Origin of the sequence: Streptomyces roseofulvus (assembly GCF_039534915.1) — a bacterium.
Classification (GTDB): domain Bacteria; phylum Actinomycetota; class Actinomycetes; order Streptomycetales; family Streptomycetaceae; genus Streptomyces; species Streptomyces roseofulvus.
Genome location: NZ_BAAAWE010000001.1, coordinates 3,431,900 through 3,449,829, shown reverse-complemented (window position 1 = coordinate 3,449,829; position 17,930 = coordinate 3,431,900). Strand labels below are relative to the sequence as shown.

At 72.5% G+C, this 17,930-nt stretch carries 16 protein-coding genes; 7 read left to right on the top strand and 9 right to left on the bottom strand.

Annotated elements, in window-relative coordinates:
- The first annotated feature begins 31 nt into the window (after window positions 1–31).
- The 5 genes from ABFY03_RS15750 to ABFY03_RS15730 all read left to right on the top strand — a co-directional run bounded on the left by ABFY03_RS15750 (window position 32) and on the right by ABFY03_RS15730 (window position 4,974).
- Window positions 32–715, top strand: coding sequence for a helix-turn-helix transcriptional regulator (locus tag ABFY03_RS15750; RefSeq protein ID WP_346170161.1), 684 nt, complete (start codon window positions 32–34; stop codon window positions 713–715).
- 98 nt (window positions 716–813) lie between these two features.
- Window positions 814–1,857, top strand: a complete 1,044-nt coding sequence (galT, locus tag ABFY03_RS15745) for a galactose-1-phosphate uridylyltransferase (protein ID WP_346170160.1) — start codon at window positions 814–816, stop codon at window positions 1,855–1,857.
- Window positions 1,854–2,831, top strand: a complete 978-nt coding sequence (gene galE / locus ABFY03_RS15740) for a UDP-glucose 4-epimerase GalE (RefSeq protein ID WP_319012714.1) — start codon at window positions 1,854–1,856, stop codon at window positions 2,829–2,831. Before galT ends, galE begins: the two co-directional genes overlap by 4 nt.
- Window positions 2,828–3,967 (top strand): galactokinase, encoded by a 1,140-nt coding sequence (gene galK / locus ABFY03_RS15735; RefSeq protein ID WP_319012713.1) that lies wholly within the window; start codon window positions 2,828–2,830, stop codon window positions 3,965–3,967. The genes galE and galK overlap by 4 nt, the downstream gene beginning before the upstream one ends.
- A gap of 233 nt (window positions 3,968–4,200) precedes the next feature.
- Entirely contained in the window at window positions 4,201–4,974 is a 774-nt protein-coding gene (locus ABFY03_RS15730; protein ID WP_319012712.1) for a response regulator transcription factor, read from the top strand.
- Here ABFY03_RS15730 and ABFY03_RS15725 read toward each other — a convergent pair.
- Window positions 4,933–5,430 carry a MarR family winged helix-turn-helix transcriptional regulator gene (locus ABFY03_RS15725; protein WP_030494707.1) on the bottom strand — a complete coding sequence of 166 codons (498 nt, stop codon included), beginning with the start codon at window positions 5,428–5,430 and terminating at the stop codon, window positions 4,933–4,935. The two genes, ABFY03_RS15730 and ABFY03_RS15725, sit on opposite strands and share 42 nt — an antisense overlap.
- Window positions 5,431–5,591: 161 nt before the next feature.
- On the opposite strand from ABFY03_RS15725, the gene ABFY03_RS15720 reads away from it, so the two are divergent.
- On the top strand, window positions 5,592–6,428 hold the full coding sequence (locus ABFY03_RS15720; protein ID WP_319012711.1) for a trans-aconitate 2-methyltransferase: 837 nt from the start codon (window positions 5,592–5,594) through the stop codon (window positions 6,426–6,428).
- 76 nt (window positions 6,429–6,504) lie between these two features.
- Here the strand turns inward: ABFY03_RS15720 and ABFY03_RS15715 are convergent, their stop codons facing one another.
- The 4 genes from ABFY03_RS15715 to ABFY03_RS15700 all read right to left on the bottom strand — a co-directional run bounded on the left by ABFY03_RS15715 (window position 6,505) and on the right by ABFY03_RS15700 (window position 11,978).
- Window positions 6,505–8,190, bottom strand: a complete 1,686-nt coding sequence (locus tag ABFY03_RS15715; protein WP_346170159.1) for an FG-GAP-like repeat-containing protein — start codon at window positions 8,188–8,190, stop codon at window positions 6,505–6,507.
- A 217-nt stretch (window positions 8,191–8,407) separates the two neighbouring features.
- The gene (locus tag ABFY03_RS15710; protein WP_346170158.1) at window positions 8,408–10,108 is read right to left on the bottom strand and encodes an FG-GAP-like repeat-containing protein; all 1,701 of its coding nucleotides are present in this window, start codon (window positions 10,106–10,108) and stop codon (window positions 8,408–8,410) included.
- A 209-nt stretch (window positions 10,109–10,317) separates the two neighbouring features.
- Window positions 10,318–10,998 carry a TetR/AcrR family transcriptional regulator gene (locus ABFY03_RS15705; RefSeq protein WP_078868049.1) on the bottom strand — a complete coding sequence of 227 codons (681 nt, stop codon included), beginning with the start codon at window positions 10,996–10,998 and terminating at the stop codon, window positions 10,318–10,320.
- Entirely contained in the window at window positions 10,995–11,978 is a 984-nt protein-coding gene (locus ABFY03_RS15700; RefSeq protein ID WP_346170157.1) for an acyl-CoA desaturase, read from the bottom strand. The genes ABFY03_RS15705 and ABFY03_RS15700 overlap by 4 nt, the downstream gene beginning before the upstream one ends.
- Window positions 11,979–12,215: 237 nt before the next feature.
- Between ABFY03_RS15700 and ppc the strand changes: the two genes are divergently transcribed.
- Window positions 12,216–14,945, top strand: a complete 2,730-nt coding sequence (ppc, locus tag ABFY03_RS15695; RefSeq protein WP_319011167.1) for a phosphoenolpyruvate carboxylase — start codon at window positions 12,216–12,218, stop codon at window positions 14,943–14,945.
- A 65-nt stretch (window positions 14,946–15,010) separates the two neighbouring features.
- On the opposite strand, the gene ABFY03_RS15690 is transcribed toward ppc, so the two are convergent.
- The 4 genes from ABFY03_RS15690 to ABFY03_RS15675 all read right to left on the bottom strand — a co-directional run bounded on the left by ABFY03_RS15690 (window position 15,011) and on the right by ABFY03_RS15675 (window position 17,784).
- A complete protein-coding gene (locus tag ABFY03_RS15690) occupies window positions 15,011–15,880 on the bottom strand; it encodes an LPXTG cell wall anchor domain-containing protein (protein ID WP_346170156.1) in 870 nt (289 codons plus the stop codon).
- Window positions 15,881–16,022: 142 nt separating this feature from the next.
- Window positions 16,023–16,466, bottom strand: coding sequence for a hypothetical protein (locus tag ABFY03_RS15685; RefSeq protein WP_346170155.1), 444 nt, complete (start codon window positions 16,464–16,466; stop codon window positions 16,023–16,025).
- 39 nt (window positions 16,467–16,505) lie between these two features.
- Window positions 16,506–17,108, bottom strand: a complete 603-nt coding sequence (gene pth / locus ABFY03_RS15680) for an aminoacyl-tRNA hydrolase (protein ID WP_319011170.1) — start codon at window positions 17,106–17,108, stop codon at window positions 16,506–16,508.
- A gap of 79 nt (window positions 17,109–17,187) precedes the next feature.
- The gene (locus tag ABFY03_RS15675) at window positions 17,188–17,784 is read right to left on the bottom strand and encodes a 50S ribosomal protein L25/general stress protein Ctc (protein WP_319011171.1); all 597 of its coding nucleotides are present in this window, start codon (window positions 17,782–17,784) and stop codon (window positions 17,188–17,190) included.
- Window positions 17,785–17,930: the final 146 nt, after the last annotated feature.

Below are 17,930 nucleotides of genomic sequence, written 5' to 3'. Positions count from 1 at the left end.
GCGGCACGCCCGGGGGATGGGGGATGACGGGATGGGCGTTCGGCTCGTGGTCGTGGACGACCACCGCCTGCTCGCGGAGGCGCTCGCCTCGGCACTGAAGCTGCGCGGGCACCGGGTGCTCGCGGCGGCCGCGCCGGCGGCGGGGGCGGCGGAGGTGGTGGTCGGCCGGGCGCCGGAGGTCTGCCTCTTCGGCACGGCCGCGCCGGCCGCGCCCGGGGCCTTCGACCCGGTCGCGCGGATCAAGCGGGAGCGCCCTCAGGTGGCCGTGGTGGTGCTGGGCCCGGTGCCCTCGCCGCGCGGGATCGCGGCGGCCTTCGCGGCCGGGGCCTCCGGGTACGTCCGGCACGACGAGCGGATCGAGGGCGTCGAGCGGGCGCTGCTGAAGGCGCGGGCGGGGGAGACGGCGGTGGCGCCGCAGCTGCTCGCGGGGGCCTTCGCGGAGCTGCTGAACCCGGCGGCCCAGCCGGACGACGAGGCGCAGCGGCTGCTGCGGCTGCTGACCCACCGGGAGGTCGAGGTCCTGGTGCGGGTCGCGGAAGGGGAGGACACCCGGCTGATCGCGGCGGGGATGGGCATCGCCCCGAGCACGGCACGGACCCACGTCCAGCGGGTGCTGATGAAGCTCGGCGTGGGGTCGCGCCTGGAGGCGGCGGCCCTGGCGGCGCGCACGGGCCTGCTGGAGCGGGCGGTACCGAGCCAGCGCACCCCGCGCTGACCCCGCCGACAGCCGGCGCGCGGCCCCGCCATTGACTCCGATGTTCGGTTGTGATTCTTTGTGCGTGGTTCTGTTTGTTCGCGCCCGGAGGGTACCCCGTGAAGAAGACCGTCACCACGCTCGCCGACGGGCGCGAGCTGATCTACTACGACAGCCGCGACGACACCGTCCGCACCGCCGTCGACCCGCGCCCGCTCGCCCCCGTCACCTCCCGCTCGGAGATCCGGTACGACGAGCTGACCGGCGACCACGTCGCCGTCGCCTCGCACCGGCAGAGCCGCACCTACCTGCCGCCGGCCGACGCCTGCCCGCTCTGCCCGGCCCGGGACGGACGCGAGAGCGAGATCCCCGAGGAGAGCTACGAGGTCGCGGTCTTCGAGAACCGCTTCCCCTCCCTCTCCGGCGGCGTCGGCCGCTGCGAGGTCGTCTGCTTCACCGACGACCACACCGCCTCCTTCGCCGACCTCGACGAGGAGCGGGCCCGCCTGGTCCTCGACGCCTGGACCGACCGCACCGCCGCACTCTCCGCCCTCCCCGGCGTCGAGCAGGTCTACTGCTTCGAGAACCGGGGCCGGGAGATCGGCGTCACCCTGCCCCACGCGCACGGCCAGATCTACGCCTTCCCGTACGTCACCCCCCGCACCGCCCTGACCCGCCGCCGCCTCGACGAGCACCGCCGGCGGACCGGCCGGAACCTCTTCGACGACCTCGTCGCCCGCGAGCGCGCCGACGCCGAACGGGTGGTCCTGGAGACCGAGCACTGGATCGCCTTCGTCCCCTACGCCGCCAAGTGGCCGTACGAGGTCCACCTGCACCCCACCCGGCGCGTCCCCGACCTGCTCGCCCTCGACGAGGCGGCGCGGACGGACTTCGCACAGGTCTATCTGGAACTCTTGAGGCGCTTCGACCGGATCTTCGGCCCGGCGGAGCCGCCCACGCCCTACATCGCCGCCTGGCACCAGGCGCCGTTCACGGACGAGCGGCGGGAGGACTTCGGACTGCACCTGGAGCTGTTCACCGTCCGGCGCGCCTCCGGCAAGCTGAAGTTCCTCGCGGGCACCGAGTCCGGCATGGGCGCGTTCATGAACGACATCCGGCCGGAGGACGCGGCCCGGCGCATCCGAGAGGTGGCAACCGCATGACGACGCCCGAGAAGTACCTGGTCACCGGCGGGGCCGGCTATGTGGGCAGCGTGGTCGCCGCCCACCTCCTGGAGCGGGGCCACCGCGTCACCGTCCTCGACGACCTCTCCACCGGCTTCCGGGAAGGCGTCCCGGCCGGCGCCGAGTTCGTCGAGGGCCGCGTCCAGGACGCCGCCCGGTGGCTCGACGGCTCCTACGACGGCGTGCTGCACTTCGCCGCCTTCTCGCAGGTCGGCGAGTCCGTGAGCAAGCCTGAGAAGTACTGGGAGAACAACGTCGGCGGCACCATGGCGCTGCTCGCCGCGATGCGCGCCGCCGGCGTCCGCAAGCTGGTCTTCTCCTCCACCGCCGCCACCTACGGCGAGCCGGCGACCGTGCCGATCACCGAGACCGCGCCGACCGCCCCCACCAGCCCGTACGGGGCGAGCAAGCTGGCCGTCGACCACATGATCACCGGCGAGTGCGCCGCCCACGGCCTCGCCGCCGTCTCGCTGCGCTACTTCAACGTCGCCGGGGCGTACGGGCCGCTGGGCGAGCGCCACGACCCCGAGTCGCACCTCATCCCGCTCGTCCTCCAGGTCGCCCTCGGCCGCCGCGAGGCGATCTCCGTCTACGGCGACGACTACCCGACCCCCGACGGCACCTGCGTCCGCGACTACATCCACGTCGCCGACCTCGCCGAGGCCCACCTCCTGGCCCTCGACGCGATGACCTCGGGCGACCACCTCATCTGCAACCTCGGCAACGGCAACGGCTTCTCCGTCCGCGAGGTGATCGAGACCGTCCGCGAGGTCACCGGCCACCCGGTCCCGGAGGTCACCGCCCCGCGCCGCCCCGGCGACCCCGCCGTGCTGGTCGCCTCCGCCGAGGCCGCCCGCGACCGGCTCGGCTGGACGCCGTCCCGCCCGGACCTCGCCGAGGTCGTCGCCGACGCCTGGGCCTTCGCCCGCCACCGCCAGAAGGAGAACGCGTGAGCGTCGCCGCCGACTTCGAGGCGCTGTACGGCGCCCGCCCCGACGGCGTCTGGGCCGCCCCCGGGCGCGTCAACCTCATCGGGGAGTACACCGACTTCAACGACGGCTTCGTGCTGCCGCTCGCCCTGCCGCACACCGCGGTCGCCGCCGTCTCCCGCCGCGACGACGGCGTGCTGCGCCTGCACTCGGCCGACGTCGACGGCGGCATCGTCCAGCTCGACGTGGCGGAGCTCGCACCCCTCTCCGGCGGCGGCTGGGCCGCCTACCCGGCCGGGGTCGTGTGGGCGCTGCGGGCGGCCGGGCACCCGGTGACGGGCGCCGACGTCCACCTCGCCTCCACCGTGCCGACCGGCGCCGGGCTCTCCTCCTCCGCCGCCCTGGAGGTCGTCACCGCGCTCGCCCTGAACGACCTCTTCGACCTGGGTCTCAGCCGCCCCGAGCTGGCCCGGATCGCCCAGCGCGCCGAGAACGCCTTCGTCGGCGTGCCCTGCGGCGTCATGGACCAGATGGCCTCCGCCTGCGCCGAGGAGGGCCACGCCCTCCACCTGGACACCCGGGACCTGTCGTACCGCCAGGTGCCCTTCGACCTCGCCGCCGAGGGGCTCGCGCTGCTCGTCGTCGACACCCGCGTGAAGCACGCGCTCGGGGACGGCGCGTACGCCGAGCGGCGCGCCGGTTGTGAAGCGGGCGCGCGGGCGCTCGGGGTGAGCGCCCTGCGCGAGGTGGACGCCGCGCATCTGCCCGCCGCGCTCGACCGTCTGAGCGACGAGACGATGCTGCGGTACGTCCGGCACGTCGTCTCGGACAACGACCGGGTGGTCCGGGTGATCGCCCTGCTCGACGCCGGCGCGACCCGCGCGGTCGGCCCGGTCCTCACCGAGGGCCACGCCTCGCTCCGGGACGATCTGCGGGTCTCCTGCCCGGAGCTGGACCTGGTCGTCGAGGCGGCGAACGCGGCGGGCGCGCTGGGCGCCCGGATGACCGGCGGCGGCTTCGGCGGCTCCGCGGTGGTCCTCGTCGAGGCGGACCGGGCGGAGGAGATCGGCGCCGCGGTCCGCACGGCGTTCGCCGCCGCCGGGTACGCGGAGCCGGGGATCTTTCCGGCCGTCCCCTCGGCGGGCGCCCGCCGCCTCTGATCCACCGTCCGGACACACGGACGCCCGACTTCGGACACTTCCGCCAATCGGCCCCCACGGTGCCGCCCCGCCCCTACTCTGTGGGGCAGCACCGGTGGGGGCCGGTGCCGTTCAGGGGAGCGAGACCCGTCGGGTACGGCGCCGGGAGCGGGGTAGCAGTCTGGGCACGGCGGCGGCCGTGCACCCGACGGACCCGCCCCCGGCGTCGTACCGCGCCGGTCTCTCCTCGACACTTGGGGGTGTCCGTGGCACGAATCCGGGTCCTGGTGGTGGACGACCACCGCGTCTTCGCCGAGTCGCTGGCCGCCGCGCTCGCGGCCGAGCCCGACGTCGACGTCGCCGCGGCGGGCAGCGGTCCCGCCGCCCTGCGCTGTCTGGACCGGGGCGTCGCGGAGGGGCGGCGCTTCGACGTGCTGCTCGTCGACGCCGAGCTGGGCGCGGCGCCCGCGGCCGTCCCCGCCGCGCCGGAGGGCGAACCGGCCGTGGACGGGATCGCCCTGGTCGCCGGGGTGCGGAAGGCCCAGCCCGCGGTCCGCGCGGTGGTGCTCGCCGAGCGCGACGACCCCCGCAGGGCCGCGTTGGCGCTCCAGGCCGGGGCGTCCGGCTGGGTGGCGAAGGACTGCTCGCTCCAGCGGCTGCTCGCCGTGGTCCGGGGGGTGCTGCGGGACGAGACGCATCTGCCGCCGGCGCTGCTGACGGGGGTGCTGCGGGAGCTGACGGCGGACCGGAAGCACCGCACGGAGAGCGAGCGCCTGGTGGAGTCGCTGACCCCGCGCGAGCGGGAGGTGCTGCGCTGCATGGTGGCGGGGCTCGGCCGGAAGGCGGTGGCGGAGCGGCTCTTCCTGTCCCCGCACACGGTGCGGACGCACATGCAGAACGTGCTGGGGAAGCTGGGCGTGCACTCGACGCTGGCGGCGGTCGCCCTGGCCCGGCGGGCGGGTGTCGGCCCGGCGCCGCTGCCGGAGCTAGCCGGGAACGTTGTCGAACGGGGCGGTCAGCCGGCGTAGCAGGGCGGCCAGCTCGGCCCGCTGCGGGCGGCTGAGCTGGGCGAGGATGGCCCGCTCCTGGGCGAGCAGTCCGGCCAGCGCCTCGTCGGCGCGGTCGCGCCCCTCGGGGGTGAGCCGGACCAGCACCCCGCGCCGGTCGCTGGGGTCGGGCAGCCGCTCGACCAGGCCCTTCTTGGTGAGCCGGTCGATGCGGTTGGTCATGGTGCCGGAGGTGACCAGGGTCTGGGTGAGGAGCTGGCCGGGGGAGAGCTGGTACGGGGCTCCGGCGCGGCGCAGCGAGGTGAGGACGTCGAACTCCCAGGGCTCCAGCTGGTGCTCCGAGAAGGCGAGGCGGCGGGCGCGGTCGAGGTGCCGGGCCAGCCGGGAGACGCGGCTGAGGACCTCCAACGGTTCCACGTCGAGGTCCGGGCGCTCGCGGCGCCATGCAGCGACCAGACGGTCGACCTCGTCCTCCATGTGATCAGTGTAGTGGGTCTGTTGACATAAAGTCTCTTGTATTCGAGTTTCTCGACGTCATGAATCTCGACATCGAGATATAGTTCCCGCAACTATGGGGAAGAGACCCGGCCGGAACCGGTTCCGTTTGGCCGACTCTCGCCTGCAAGGGGGCTTCGAACATGTATTCCGTCGACTCCGTCGTCGCGCCGGTGTGGGATCCACGGCAGTACCTCCGCCACGCCGCCCACCGCACCCGCCCCTTCCTCGACCTCCTCCACCGAATACCCCCGCTGCCGGGCCACGGCGGCCCCGCCCGCATCGCCGACCTCGGCTGCGGCCCCGGGAACGTCACGGCCCTCCTCGCCGAGCGCTGGCCCGACGCCCACATCACCGGTTTCGACCTCTCGCCGGAGATGCTCGAACAGGCCGAGAAGGACTGGGCCGGCACCACCTCCGGCGGCGGCTGGCTCGACTTCCGCCCCGCCGACGCCGCCCACTGGACCCCCGCCGAGCCCTACGACCTGATCGTCTCCAACGCGGCCCTCCAGTGGGTCCCCAACCACCCCGAGTCCTTCGCCTCCTGGATCGACGGCCTCCGCCCCGGCGGCACCCTCGCCTTCCAGGTCCCCGCCAACTTCACCTCCCCCAGCCACGCCCTCCTCGGCGAGCTGTGCGCCCTCCCCGAGTGGCGCGCCCGCCTCCACGACCAGGGCCGCCGCTTCGTCCACATCCTCGAACCCGCCGACTACCTGGCCCGCCTCACCGCCCTCGGCTGCGAGACCGACGTCTGGGAGACGGTCTACTGCCAGCTCCTCCAGGGCGAGGACGCCGTCCTGGACTGGGTCAAGGGCACCGCCCTCCGCCCGGTCCTCACCACCCTCGGCGACGACCACGAGGCGGTCGAGGCCTTCCTCTCCCAGTACCGCGCCCTCCTCCGCGACGCCTATCCCCAGGGCCCGAACGGCACGGTCTTCCCCTTCCGCCGCGTCTTCGCGGTGGCCCGCAAGCCGGGCTGACGCGGACGGGCCGGAAACGCGGCCGCCCCGCACCGGAGCGATCCGGTGCGGGGCGGCCGTCGGCTGCCGGGAGGCGTCAGGAGAAGGTGTTGTAGATCTGGTAGCCGGGGCCGATCTTGGCGCGGGTGGAGAACTTGTTCGGGCTGGTGCCCAGGTAGCGGTACAGGTCACCGTTGGTGGCGACGCCGAGCAGGTCGGCCTTGCCGTCCGAGTTGAGGTCGCCGGGGGCGGCCAGGTGCTTGTACGTGTTCCAGCCGCCGCCGATGTGGATGCGCGTCTTGAACGGGGTGGTGGCGTTGCCGGTGCCCGGGTACAGGTACAGGTCGCCGCCGGTGGTGCGGGCCAGCAGGTCGGTGCGGCCGTCACCGGTGTAGTCGCCGGCGCCGAGGATCTTGTTGTACGCGCCCCAGCCGGAGCCGACGCGGATCCGCGTGGCGAGCTTCTCGCCCGTGCCGTCGCCCTTGTACAGGTACAGGACGCCGCTCTTGTCGCGGGCGAGCAGGTCGGCCTTGCCGTCGCCGCTCAGGTCGCCCGGACCGACGAGGGTGTTGTAGATGCCCCAGCCGGTGCCGATGGGGTTGCCCTCGATCCACAGCTCGCCGCCGTCGACCACGGCGACGTCGGAGGACGCATCCGGGTTCATCGAGGACAGGTGCGCGTAGGTGACGCCCTGGAACCAGCCCGTGTCGAAGAGCATGTCCCGCGGGTAGAGGCCGCCCTTGGTGTTGTTCGTGTACCACCACAGCGTGCCCTGGGAGTCGCGCCCGATGGCGCCCTCCTTGCCGGTGTACGGGTTGCTGCCGGCGCCCGCGAAGTGCGCGATGCCCTCGAAGTCGCCCAGACCGCCGTACATCTGGCGGCCGGAGAGGGTCCCGTCGCCGTTCGGGAGGTAGAGGTACATCGTGCCCGAGTTGTCGCGGCCGAACAGGCTGCCGTCGCCGCCGGGCAGGATCTGGTTGTACGTGTTCCAGCCGGTGCCGATGGCCTTGCGGGTGCCGAACGGCTTGGCGTTGACACCGGTGCCGGCGTACCACCAGAGGGTGCCGGTGTAGTCCCGGGCGTAGAGGTCGGCGCGGCCGTCGCCGTTGCCGTCGCCCACGCCGACGATCTGGTCGTAGACCCCCCAGCCGGGGCCCACGGCGATCCGGCCGCCGAGCGGCTTGGCCAGGTCGCCGGTGGCCAGGTACAGGTACAGCTGGCCGTCGTGGGTGCGGGCGACGACGTCGGCACGGCCGTCGCCGTTCACGTCACCGGGCGACGTGATCTTGTTGTAGACCTGCCAGCCGCCGCCCACCCGGTACTCGTACGGGGTGCCGGACGGGTCGACGTCCTGGTAGAGCGTGAGCGTGCCGTCCTCGGAGGTGACCAGCACCTCGGGCTCGGTGGTGTAACCACCCTGGTCGCCGATCGGGACGATCTCCTTCGCCACGCCGGCCTGGTAGCGGTGCAGCTCGAACGTCTCCTCACCGGGGATGTCCGTGTACAACTGACCGTCGATCGCGCGGAAGATGAGGTCCTCGATGCCGTCACCGTTCAGGTCCGACAGCAGCGGCGAGACGGCCTCGGCCGCGGTGGCACCCGCACGGGCGCCGTCCTGGCCGGGGCGCGGCAGCTGCTTCGGCGGCGTGAAGGACGGGGCCTGCTTCTCGGCCGAGGAGCTCGGGGCCGGCTCGGCGGCCGACGCCGGGGTCGACAGGAGCATGCCGGCGGAGAGGGCGAGCGCGGTGCACGCGGCGACACGGCGGCCACGCCCGGAGAACATGGATCGCAAAAGATCCCCCCCTGGGGAACGAAGAGAAATGGGTATCCGCGCAGGTTCGCGACGCCTTCGCACGCGTATGCGCGTGCGCGGGGCGAACATCCACCCGAATATGAGCGTGAGTGTAACGCGCCCCACCGACACCGAAGCGAACGGATAAAAAACGGGGTGCCCCGTACCGGGAAACCGGCACGGGACACCCCGACGGGGCCCGAAGGCGTCAGCCCATCAGGTTGTAGACCTGGAAGCCGGTACCGAGGTGGGCGCGCGGCGCGAACGTGCCGGGCGTGGTGTTGGTGTAGCGGTACAGGGCGCCGCCGTACGTGCCGGCCAGCAGGTCCGCCTTGCCGTCGGCGTTCAGGTCGCCGGCCGCCACCAGGTGCTTGTAGCCGCCCCAGCCGCCGCCGATCTTCACCCGGCCCTTGAACGGCGCGCTCGCCCTGCCCGTACCCGCGTACAGGTACAGGTCGCCGGCCTTGGAGCGGGCCAGCAGGTCCGTGCGGCCGTCACCGGTGTAGTCGCCGGCGCCGAGGAGCTTGTTGTAGGCGCTCCACCCGTCGCCGACCCGGATCCGGGACGAGAACGCGCTGCCGAGGCCGTTGCCCTTGTACAGGTACAGGACGCCGTTCCTGTCCCGCGCCAGCAGGTCGCCCCTGCCGTCGCCGCTCAGATCGCCCGGGCCGACCAGGGCGTCGTACGCGCCCCAGCCCCAGCCGATCAGCGTGTTGTCGACGTACAGGCCGCCCTGGTACACCTCGGCGAAGTCGGACTCGCCGTCCGGGTCCAGCGACGAGAGGTGGGTGAGGGCGGCGCCGGCCCAGGCGCCCTCCTGGCTGTACTGCTGACGCGGGAACAGGACGCCGCGCGTGGTGTTCGTGTACCAGTACAGCGTCCCGCCGTTCGAGCGGGCGATGATGCCTTCCTTGCCCGTCGTCGGGACGCTGCCGGCGTTCGCGAACTGCGCCACGCCGGACCAGCCGCCCGTGTCGCTGGACTTCACCCGCGGGGACAGGATGCCGCCGCCCCGGGAGGTGTACGTGTACACGGTGCCGGCGTTGTCCCGGGCGCCCAGCCGGCCGTGGCCCGCCGGGACCAGCTGGTTGTAGGTCCCCCAGCCCTGGCCGATGTACCGGCGGGTGGAGAACGGGTGGCTCAGGTCGCCGGTGCCGGCGTAGAACCACAGCCGGCCGGTGAAGTCACGCGCGTACACGTCGGCGACGCCGTCCCCCGTGTTGTCACCGACGCCGACCACCTGGTCGTAGACGCCCCAGCCGCCGCCGATCCGCTTCCGGGTGGAGAACGGACCCGTCCTGTGGCCGGTGCCCAGGTACAAGTACAGCTCACCCGCGGGCGTCCGGGCGAGGACGTCCGCGCGGCCGTCGCCGTTCACGTCGCCCGGCGAGACGACCTTGTTGTAGATCTGCCAGCCGGTGCCGACCCGGGTCTCCGAGTACGAGCCGCCGTAGGACGCGTCCTCGTACATCATCATCGTGCCGTTCTCGGAGAGGACGAGCACCTCCGGACCGGTCCCGCCGTACTGGTTGCCGACCGGGATCAGGTCCTTGGCGACCTCCGTGCCGCGGCCGCCCAGCTGGAACGCGCCGTCGTAGCCGTGGTCCTGCGTCGTCGCCGCGTAGACCTTGCCGTTGATCGAACGGAGCAGCGTGTCCTCGTAGCCGTCGCCGTCGACGTCCGACAGCAGCGGGTCGAGCGCGCCGGCCGCGGCGGCGCCCGCGCGGCCCTCGGCCGCGGGCAGCAGCGCCCGCTTCGGCACCTCGGACGAGACGGCCGGCTTCTCGGCCGACGGACGCGGGACCGGAGAGCCGGCCGACGCGGGGGTCGCCAGCAGCATGCCGACGGAGAGGGCGAGCGCGGTGCACGCGGCGACACGGCGGGCGCGCCCGGAGAAAGCGGTACGCAAGATGATCCCCCCCTGGGGAACGTGAGAACAGGTATCCAGGTCGGGGCTCCGCACCACCTCCGCGCGGCACGCACAGGGGCCACGTGCGGAGGGCGAAACACCCCCCCCGGATGTGGGGGGATCATAGCGTTGATCGTTGAGGCGGAAACGAATCTTTTCGTGAGACGCCGGACCGGGCCCGGCGGAAGGCCGCCGGCCCGAACACCTGCTCAGTTCTTCCGGTGCCCTATCAGCCGCGGCTTCTGCTCCAGGCCGTCCAGGCCGTGCCACGCCAGGTTCACCAGGTGCGCCGCCACCTCGGCCTTCTTCGGCTTGCGGACGTCCAGCCACCACTGGCCGGTCAGCGCCACGCTGCCGACCAGCGCCTGCGCGTACAGCGGCGCCAGCTTCGGGTCGAAGCCGCGGGCCTTGAACTCCAGACCCAGGATGTCCTCGACCTGCGTGGCGATGTCGCTGATCAGCGACGCGAACGTGCCCGTCGACTGCGCCACCGGCGAGTCCCGGACCAGGATCCGGAAACCGTCCGTGTAGTTCTCGATGTAGTCGAGGAGGGCGAAGGCCGCCTGCTCCAGGAGCTCACGGGGATGGCCGGCGGTCAGGGCGCCCGTCACACCGTCGAGCAGCTGCCGCATCTCCCGGTCGACCACGACCGCGTACAGCCCCTCCTTGCCGCCGAAGTGCTCGTACACCACCGGCTTCGACACCCCGGCCTTCGCCGCGATCTCCTCCACCGACGTGCCCTCGAAGCCCTTCTCCGCGAAGAGCGTCCGGCCGATGTCCAGAAGCTGCTCCCGGCGCTCGGCGCCGGTCATCCTCACCCGGCGGCCACGCCGGGGCTTCTGCTCGCTGGTGCTGCTGGAACTGCCGTCGATCGCCACGTCGTCCATCATGCCGCGTCGGAGGGCGCGGCCTGCCGCCGGGCGTCGATACGGGACTGCGCGGGCCAGCGCACGTCCGTCGCCCAGCCCGCCAGCTCGAACCAGCGGATCAGCCGGGCGCTGGAGTCGATCTGCCCCTTCAGCACGCCGTGCCGGGCCGACGTCGGGTCCGCGTGGTGCAGGTTGTGCCAGGACTCCCCGCAGGAGAGGACCGCCAGCCACCACACGTTCCCGGAACGGTCGCGCGACTTGAACGGACGCTTGCCCACCGCGTGGCAGATCGAGTTGATCGACCACGTCACGTGGTGGAGGAGCGCCACCCGGACCAGCGAGCCCCAGAAGAACGCCGTGAAGGCGCCCCACCACGACCACGTCACCAGACCGCCCACCACCGGCGGGATCGCCAGCGACACGATCGTCCACAGCACGAACTGGCGCGAGATCCGCCGGATCGCCGGGTCCTTGATCAGATCCGGGGCGTACTTGTGCTGCGGCGTCTGCTCCTCGTCGAACATCCAGGCGATGTGGGCCCACCACAGGCCCTTCATCAGCGCCGGGACCGTCTCCCCGAACCGCCACGGCGAGTGCGGGTCGCCCTCCGCGTCGGAGAACTTGTGGTGCTTGCGGTGGTCCGCCACCCACCGCACCAGCGGCCCCTCCACCGCCAGCGAGCCCATGATCGCCAGCGCGATCCGCAGCGGCCGCTTCGCCTTGAACGAACCGTGCGTGAAGTACCGGTGGAAGCCGATCGTGATGCCGTGGCAGCCGATGAAGTACATCGCCGTCATCAGTCCCAGGTCCAGCCAGCTCACCCCCCAGCCCCAGGCCAGCGGCACCGCCGCCACCAGCGCCGCGAACGGCACCGTGATGAACAGGAGCAGCGTGATCTGCTCGACGGAGCGCTTGCTGTCCCCGCCGAGCGTGGCGGAGGGCAGGGCCTGGACCGGATCGGTCACCTCGGACGCCGAGGTCACCTCGGGGCTGATGGTCATACGTGTCCCTGGGGGTGAGGGGAAGGGGGGCATACGGTGCAGAGCGGGCCGAGGCTACGGCTGCGTAACCTACGGCGTCGTAAGTATGGCAGCGCCGCGGCACGCGGCAAGAGGGCACAAGCGGGGGGCTCCCCGACGTCCAGGGATTGGACACCTATCCTGGGACCGTCGGACAGCGCGGTCCGCAAGCCTCCAGAACCCTCCAGACGTGCTTGAACACTGCAAGGAGCCGCACCTGTGAGCAGTGCCGACCAGACTCCCACCACCAACGCCGAGCTGCGCGCCGACATCCGCCGACTGGGCGATCTCCTCGGCGAGACCCTCGTGCGCCAGGAGGGCCACGAGCTCCTCGACCTCGTCGAGAAGGTCCGCCGCCTCACCCGAGAGGACGGCGACGCCGCCGCCGAGCTGCTGCGCGGCGTCGAGCTGGAGACGGCCGCCAAGCTCGTCCGCGCCTTCTCCACCTACTTCCACCTGGCGAACGTCACCGAGCAGGTCCACCGCGGCCGCGAGCTCCGCGAGAAGCGCGCCGCCGAGGGCGGCCTGCTCGCCCGCACCGCCGACATGCTCAAGGACGGCGACCCCGCCCACGTCCGCGAGACGGTCAAGAACCTCAACGTGCGCCCGGTCTTCACCGCGCACCCCACCGAGGCCGCCCGCCGCTCGGTCCTCAACAAGCTCCGCCGCATCGGCGCCCTCCTGGAGACGCCGGTCATCGACTCCGACCGGCGCCGCCACGACCTGCGGCTCGCCGAGAACATCGACCTCATCTGGCAGACCGACGAACTCCGCGTCGTCCGCCCGGAGCCCGCCGACGAGGCCCGCAACGCCATCTACTACCTCGACGAGCTGCACGCGGGCGCCGTCGGCGACGTCCTGGAGGACCTCGCCGCCGAACTGGAGCGCGTCGGCTTCGAGCTGCCCGCCGGCACCCGCCCGCTCACCTTCGGCACCTGGATCGGCGGCGACCGCGACGGCAACCCCAACGTCACCCCCCAGGTCACCTGGGACGTCCTGATCCTCCAGCACGAGCACGGCATCACCGACGCCCTGGAGCTCATCGACTTCCTCCGCGGACTGCTCTCCAACTCCATCCGCTACACCGGGGCCACCCAGGAACTCCTGGACTCCCTCCAGCGCGACCTGGACCTCCTCCCCGAGATCAGCCCCCGCTACAAGCGGCTCAACGCCGAGGAGCCGTACCGCCTCAAGGCCACCTGCGTCCGCCAGAAGCTCCTCAACACCCGCGAGCGCCTCGCCGCCGGCACCCCCCACCAGGAGGGCCGCGACTACCTCGGCACCGCCGAGCTCATCCGCGACCTCACCCTCATCCAGACCTCCCTGCGCGAGCACCGCGGCGGCCTCTTCGCCGACGGCCGCATGGACCGCACCATCCGCACCCTGTCGGCCTTCGGCCTGCAGCTCGCCACCATGGACGTCCGCGAGCACGCCGACGCCCACCACCACGCCCTCGGCCAGCTCTTCGACCGCCTCGGCGAGGAGTCCTGGCGGTACGCCGACATGCCGCGCGACTACCGGCAGCGGCTGCTCGCCAAGGAGCTCCGCTCCCGCCGGCCGCTGGCCCCCACGCCCGCCCCGCTCGACGCCCCCGGCCAGAAGACCCTCGGCGTCTTCCACACCGTCAAGGAGGCCTTCGAGCGCTTCGGCCCCGAGGTCATCGAGTCCTACATCATCTCGATGTGCCAGGGCGCCGACGACGTCTTCGCCGCCACCGTCCTCGCCCGCGAGGCCGGCCTCATCGACCTGCACGCCGGCTGGGCCAAGATCGGCATCGTGCCGCTCCTGGAGACCACCGACGAGCTCCGCGCCGCCGACGTCATCCTCAACGACATGCTCGCCGACCCCTCCTACCGGCGCCTCGTCTCGCTGCGCGGCGACGTCCAGGAGGTCATGCTCGGCTACTCCGACTCCTCCAAGTTCGGCGGCATCACCACCAGCCAGTGGGAGATCCACCGCGCCCAGCGCCGGCTGCGCGACGTCGCCCACCGGTACGGCGTCCGGCTCCGCCTCTTCCACGGCCGCGGCGGCACCGTCGGCCGCGGCGGCGGCCCCTCGCACGACGCCATCCTCGCCCAGCCCTGGGGCACCCTGGAGGGCGAGATCAAGGTGACCGAGCAGGGCGAGGTCATCTCCGACAAGTACCTGATCCCCTCCCTCGCCCGGGAGAACCTGGAACTGACCGTCGCGGCCACCCTGCAGGCGTCCGCCCTGCACACCGCGCCCCGCCAGTCCGACGAGGCCCTGGCCCGCTGGGACGCGGCGATGGACGTCGTCTCCGAAGCCGCCCACGCCGCCTACCGCGCCTTCGTCGAGGACCCCGACCTCCCGACGTACTTCCTCGCCTCCACGCCGGTCGACCAGCTCGCCGACCTGCACCTGGGCTCGCGGCCCGCCCGCCGCCCCGGCTCCGGCGTCTCGCTCGACGGCCTGCGCGCCATCCCGTGGGTCTTCGGCTGGACCCAGTCCCGCCAGATCGTCCCCGGCTGGTTCGGCGTCGGCTCCGGGCTCAAGGCCCTGCGCGAGGCGGGCCTCGACGCCGTCCTCGGCGAGATGCACGAGCAGTGGCACTTCTTCCGCAACTTCCTCTCCAACGTGGAGATGACGCTCGCCAAGACCGACCTGCGGATCGCCCGCCACTACGTCGACACCCTCGTCCCCGACGAGCTCAAGCACGTCTTCGACACGATCGAGGCCGAGCACGCGCTCACCGTCGAGGAGGTCCTGAAGGTGACGGGCGGCGAGAAGCTGCTCGACTCCAACCCGGTCCTCCAGCAGACCTTCGCCATCCGCGACGCCTACCTGGACCCGATCTCCTACCTCCAGGTCGCCCTCCTGGCCCGCCAGCGGGCCGCCGCCGAGGCCGGCGAGGACCCGGACCCGCTGCTCGCGCGGGCCCTGCTCCTCACCGTCAACGGCGTGGCGGCGGGCCTCCGCAACACCGGCTGACGCCACCGGACAGAGAAGTGCCCCCACGGGAATCCCGTGGGGGCACTTCTCGTACGCGGGGTACGTCAGTTCTGCGCGGCCTTGCGGCGGCGCAGCACCAGGAACGCACCGGCGGCCGCGAGAGCGGCGGCCACGCCGGCCAGCACGCCGACCGGCGCGCTCGAACCGGTCTCCGCGAGGTTGCCCTCCTCGGAGCCGCCCTTGGTGTCGGTCTCGCCCTTGACCTCGCCCGTGGCGGTGGTCTCGCCCGTGGCGGTGGCCGTGGTCTCGCCGGTGGTGGAACCGCCGGTCGCGGTGGTCTCGCCCGTGGCGGTCGACTCGCCGGTCGTGGTCTCACCGGTGGTGGCCTCGCCCGTCGTGGTCTCGCCGGTCGTGGTCTCACCGGTGGTGGTCTCGCCGGTGGTGGTCTCACCGGTGGTGGTCTCGCCGGTCGTGGTCTCACCCGTGGTGGTCTCACCGGTGGTGGTCTCACCGGTGGTGGTCTCGCCCGTGGTGGTCTCACCGGTCGTGGTGCCACCCGTGGTGGTCTCACCCTCCGCGGCGCAGGTGTGGGACAGGTTGAAGAACTTCACCTGCTCACCCTTGACGGTCGCGACGGCGGAGGTCAGCTCCGCGCCGGCCTCGGAGGCCACGTACGCGTGGTCGTCCTTCGGCGGACCGAAGGACGTGATCTCGATCGGGGCACCGTTGTCGAACGTGACCGTCAGCTTCACAAAGTCCGTGCCGCCGCCGGGGATCACGAAGTGCCACCCGTCCTTGTCGGCCGGGATGGTGTCAGGGCACTCGCCCTGCTGGAAGTCGGCGGCCTTGATCGGCGTCTCCTGGTGGAGCTGGAGCTCGTACTCACCGCTGGTGGCCGAGGCGGTCGTCGCCAGGGCCAGGGAGCCCGCCATGGCCGCGACAAGCGTGGCGGCGGGAATCAGGGAGCGTCGCATGTGCAGTCGTCCATCTGTGGGATGAGGGATGCCGTGGGAGGTGGCGGGGGCAGCCTATCCGTCGCTTTGAGCCACGCTTAACCCAGAGGGCGATAACGATCCCGCCAGGAACTGGTTGAATCCGGTCGTACCTTACGGTCCGTCAGAGCGCGACGAACGCCGCCACCCACAGGCCGGCCCCGGCCCCCGCCAGCGACCAGGCCGTCCGCCGCAGCCGCAGACCCCCCGCCACCAGCGGCGCCGCCAGCACCAGCGCGCCGCCCAGCGGCAGCCAGGCGTGCAGCCCGCCGCCCCAGCCGGTCCGGACGCCCTCGTCCGTCCCCGGCTTCACCACCACCGGGATCACCGACCCCGGCCCCGCCGCCACCGACCGCTCGACCGTCAGCGTCCGCCGCGGCGAACCGGCGTCGTCCGGCGCGTACGCACCCGAGCACCGCTCGTCCGTGCACCCGGTCACCGTCAGCGTCCCGTGCTCACGCCCCTTCGCCAGCAGGACGTGCTGCGCCGACCCCCAGGACGCCCACACCCCCGCCACGACGAGCAGGACGGCGACGAGGACCATGGCGGCGTTCCGGACGTGCGTCATGACCCGCGATCGTACAGTCGTACGGCCGAAAGTCGACGGTCAGGAGTTGTACGCCGACTGGGCCCGCTCCAGGCCCTCCGTCACCAGGCACTCCACCGCGTCCGCCGACCGGTCCACGAACCAGTCCAGCTCCTTGCGCTCGGTCGACGAGAAGTCCTTCAGCACGAAGTCCGCCACCTGCATCCGGCCCGGCGGACGCCCGATCCCGCACCGCACCCGGTGGTAGTCGGGACCCATCGACTTCGTCATCGACTTCAGGCCGTTGTGGCCGTTGTCCCCGCCGCCCAGCTTCAGCCGCAGCGTCGCGTAGTCGATGTCCAGCTCGTCGTGGACCGCCACGACGTGCGCGGTCGGCACCTTGTAGAAGTCCCGCAGCGCCGTCACCGGACCACCGGACAGGTTCATGTACGACATCGGCTTCGCCAGCACCACCCGGCGGTTGGCCGGACCCACCGGACCCAGCCGGCCCTCCACGACCTGCGCCTGCGCCTTCTGCGCCCGCTTGAACTTCCCGCCGATCCGCTCCGCCAGCAGGTCCACCACCATGAAGCCGATGTTGTGGCGGTTGCCCGCGTACTCCGGGCCGGGATTGCCGAGGCCGACGATCAGCCAGGGCGCGTTCGCGTCGTCGGTCACCGACATCTCCTCGCGTCGAAAAAGAGAAACGGGGTGACGGGCCGCACGGCCCGTCACCCCGTCACGTCAGACAAGAGCCTACGGCTCAGGCCTCGGCGGCGGCCTCGTCGCCCTCGGTGCCCTCGGCGGCCGGCTCCTCGGCCTGGGCGGCCAGGACCTGGAGGACGACGGCGTCGGCCTCGGTCACCAGGGTGACGCCCTTCGGCAGCGTGATGTCGGCGGCGGTCACGGACGCACCGGCCTCCAGGCCCTCGACGGAGACCGTCACGGACTCGGGCAGGTGGGTGGCCTCGGCCTCGACGGAGAGGGTGTTGAGGACGTGCTCCAGCAGGTTGCCGCCGGCGGCCAGCTCGCCCTCGGCGACGACCGGAACCTCGACGGTGACCTTCTCGCCGCGCTTCACGAGGAGGAGGTCGACGTGCTCCAGGTCACCCTTCAGCGGGTCGCGCTGGGCGGCCTTCGGGATGGCCAGCTCGGAACCCTTGCCCTCGATGTCCAGGGACAGCAGGACGTTCGGGGTGCGCAGCGCCAGCGTGGTCTGGTGCGTCGGCAGCGTGATGTGGATCGGCTCCGAGCCGTGGCCGTAGACGACCGCGGGGACGTTGCCGGAACGACGGATCTTGCGGGCGGCGCCCTTGCCGAACTCGGTGCGGACGGCGGCGGCGAGCTTCACCTCGGACATGTGCACTCCTCGTGATGGTGGTGACGATGGCGACTGTCACCCGGCCGCCGACTGGCGATGGCCTGCTACGAAGAGCGCGTCGATAACGGAGCGCCGACCCTTGACGGGCACGGCCTCCCTCGCCGAGCAACCTCAGCAGTCTACCC

Coding starts and splice junctions, on each gene's coding strand:
- ABFY03_RS15750 (WP_346170161.1), top strand. CDS start 32: ATGGGCGTTCGGCTCGTGGTCGTGGACGACCACCGCCTGCTCGCGGAG.
- galE (WP_319012714.1), top strand. CDS start 1,854: ATGACGACGCCCGAGAAGTACCTGGTCACCGGCGGGGCCGGCTATGTG.
- ABFY03_RS15725 (WP_030494707.1), bottom strand. CDS start 5,430: ATGGAGGACGAGGTCGACCGTCTGGTCGCTGCATGGCGCCGCGAGCGC.
- ABFY03_RS15720 (WP_319012711.1), top strand. CDS start 5,592: ATGTATTCCGTCGACTCCGTCGTCGCGCCGGTGTGGGATCCACGGCAG.
- ABFY03_RS15715 (WP_346170159.1), bottom strand. CDS start 8,190: ATGTTCTCCGGGCGTGGCCGCCGTGTCGCCGCGTGCACCGCGCTCGCC.
- ABFY03_RS15705 (WP_078868049.1), bottom strand. CDS start 10,998: ATGATGGACGACGTGGCGATCGACGGCAGTTCCAGCAGCACCAGCGAG.
- ABFY03_RS15700 (WP_346170157.1), bottom strand. CDS start 11,978: ATGACCATCAGCCCCGAGGTGACCTCGGCGTCCGAGGTGACCGATCCG.
- ABFY03_RS15690 (WP_346170156.1), bottom strand. CDS start 15,880: ATGCGACGCTCCCTGATTCCCGCCGCCACGCTTGTCGCGGCCATGGCG.
- ABFY03_RS15685 (WP_346170155.1), bottom strand. CDS start 16,466: ATGACGCACGTCCGGAACGCCGCCATGGTCCTCGTCGCCGTCCTGCTC.
- pth (WP_319011170.1), bottom strand. CDS start 17,108: ATGTCGGTGACCGACGACGCGAACGCGCCCTGGCTGATCGTCGGCCTC.
- ABFY03_RS15675 (WP_319011171.1), bottom strand. CDS start 17,784: ATGTCCGAGGTGAAGCTCGCCGCCGCCGTCCGCACCGAGTTCGGCAAG.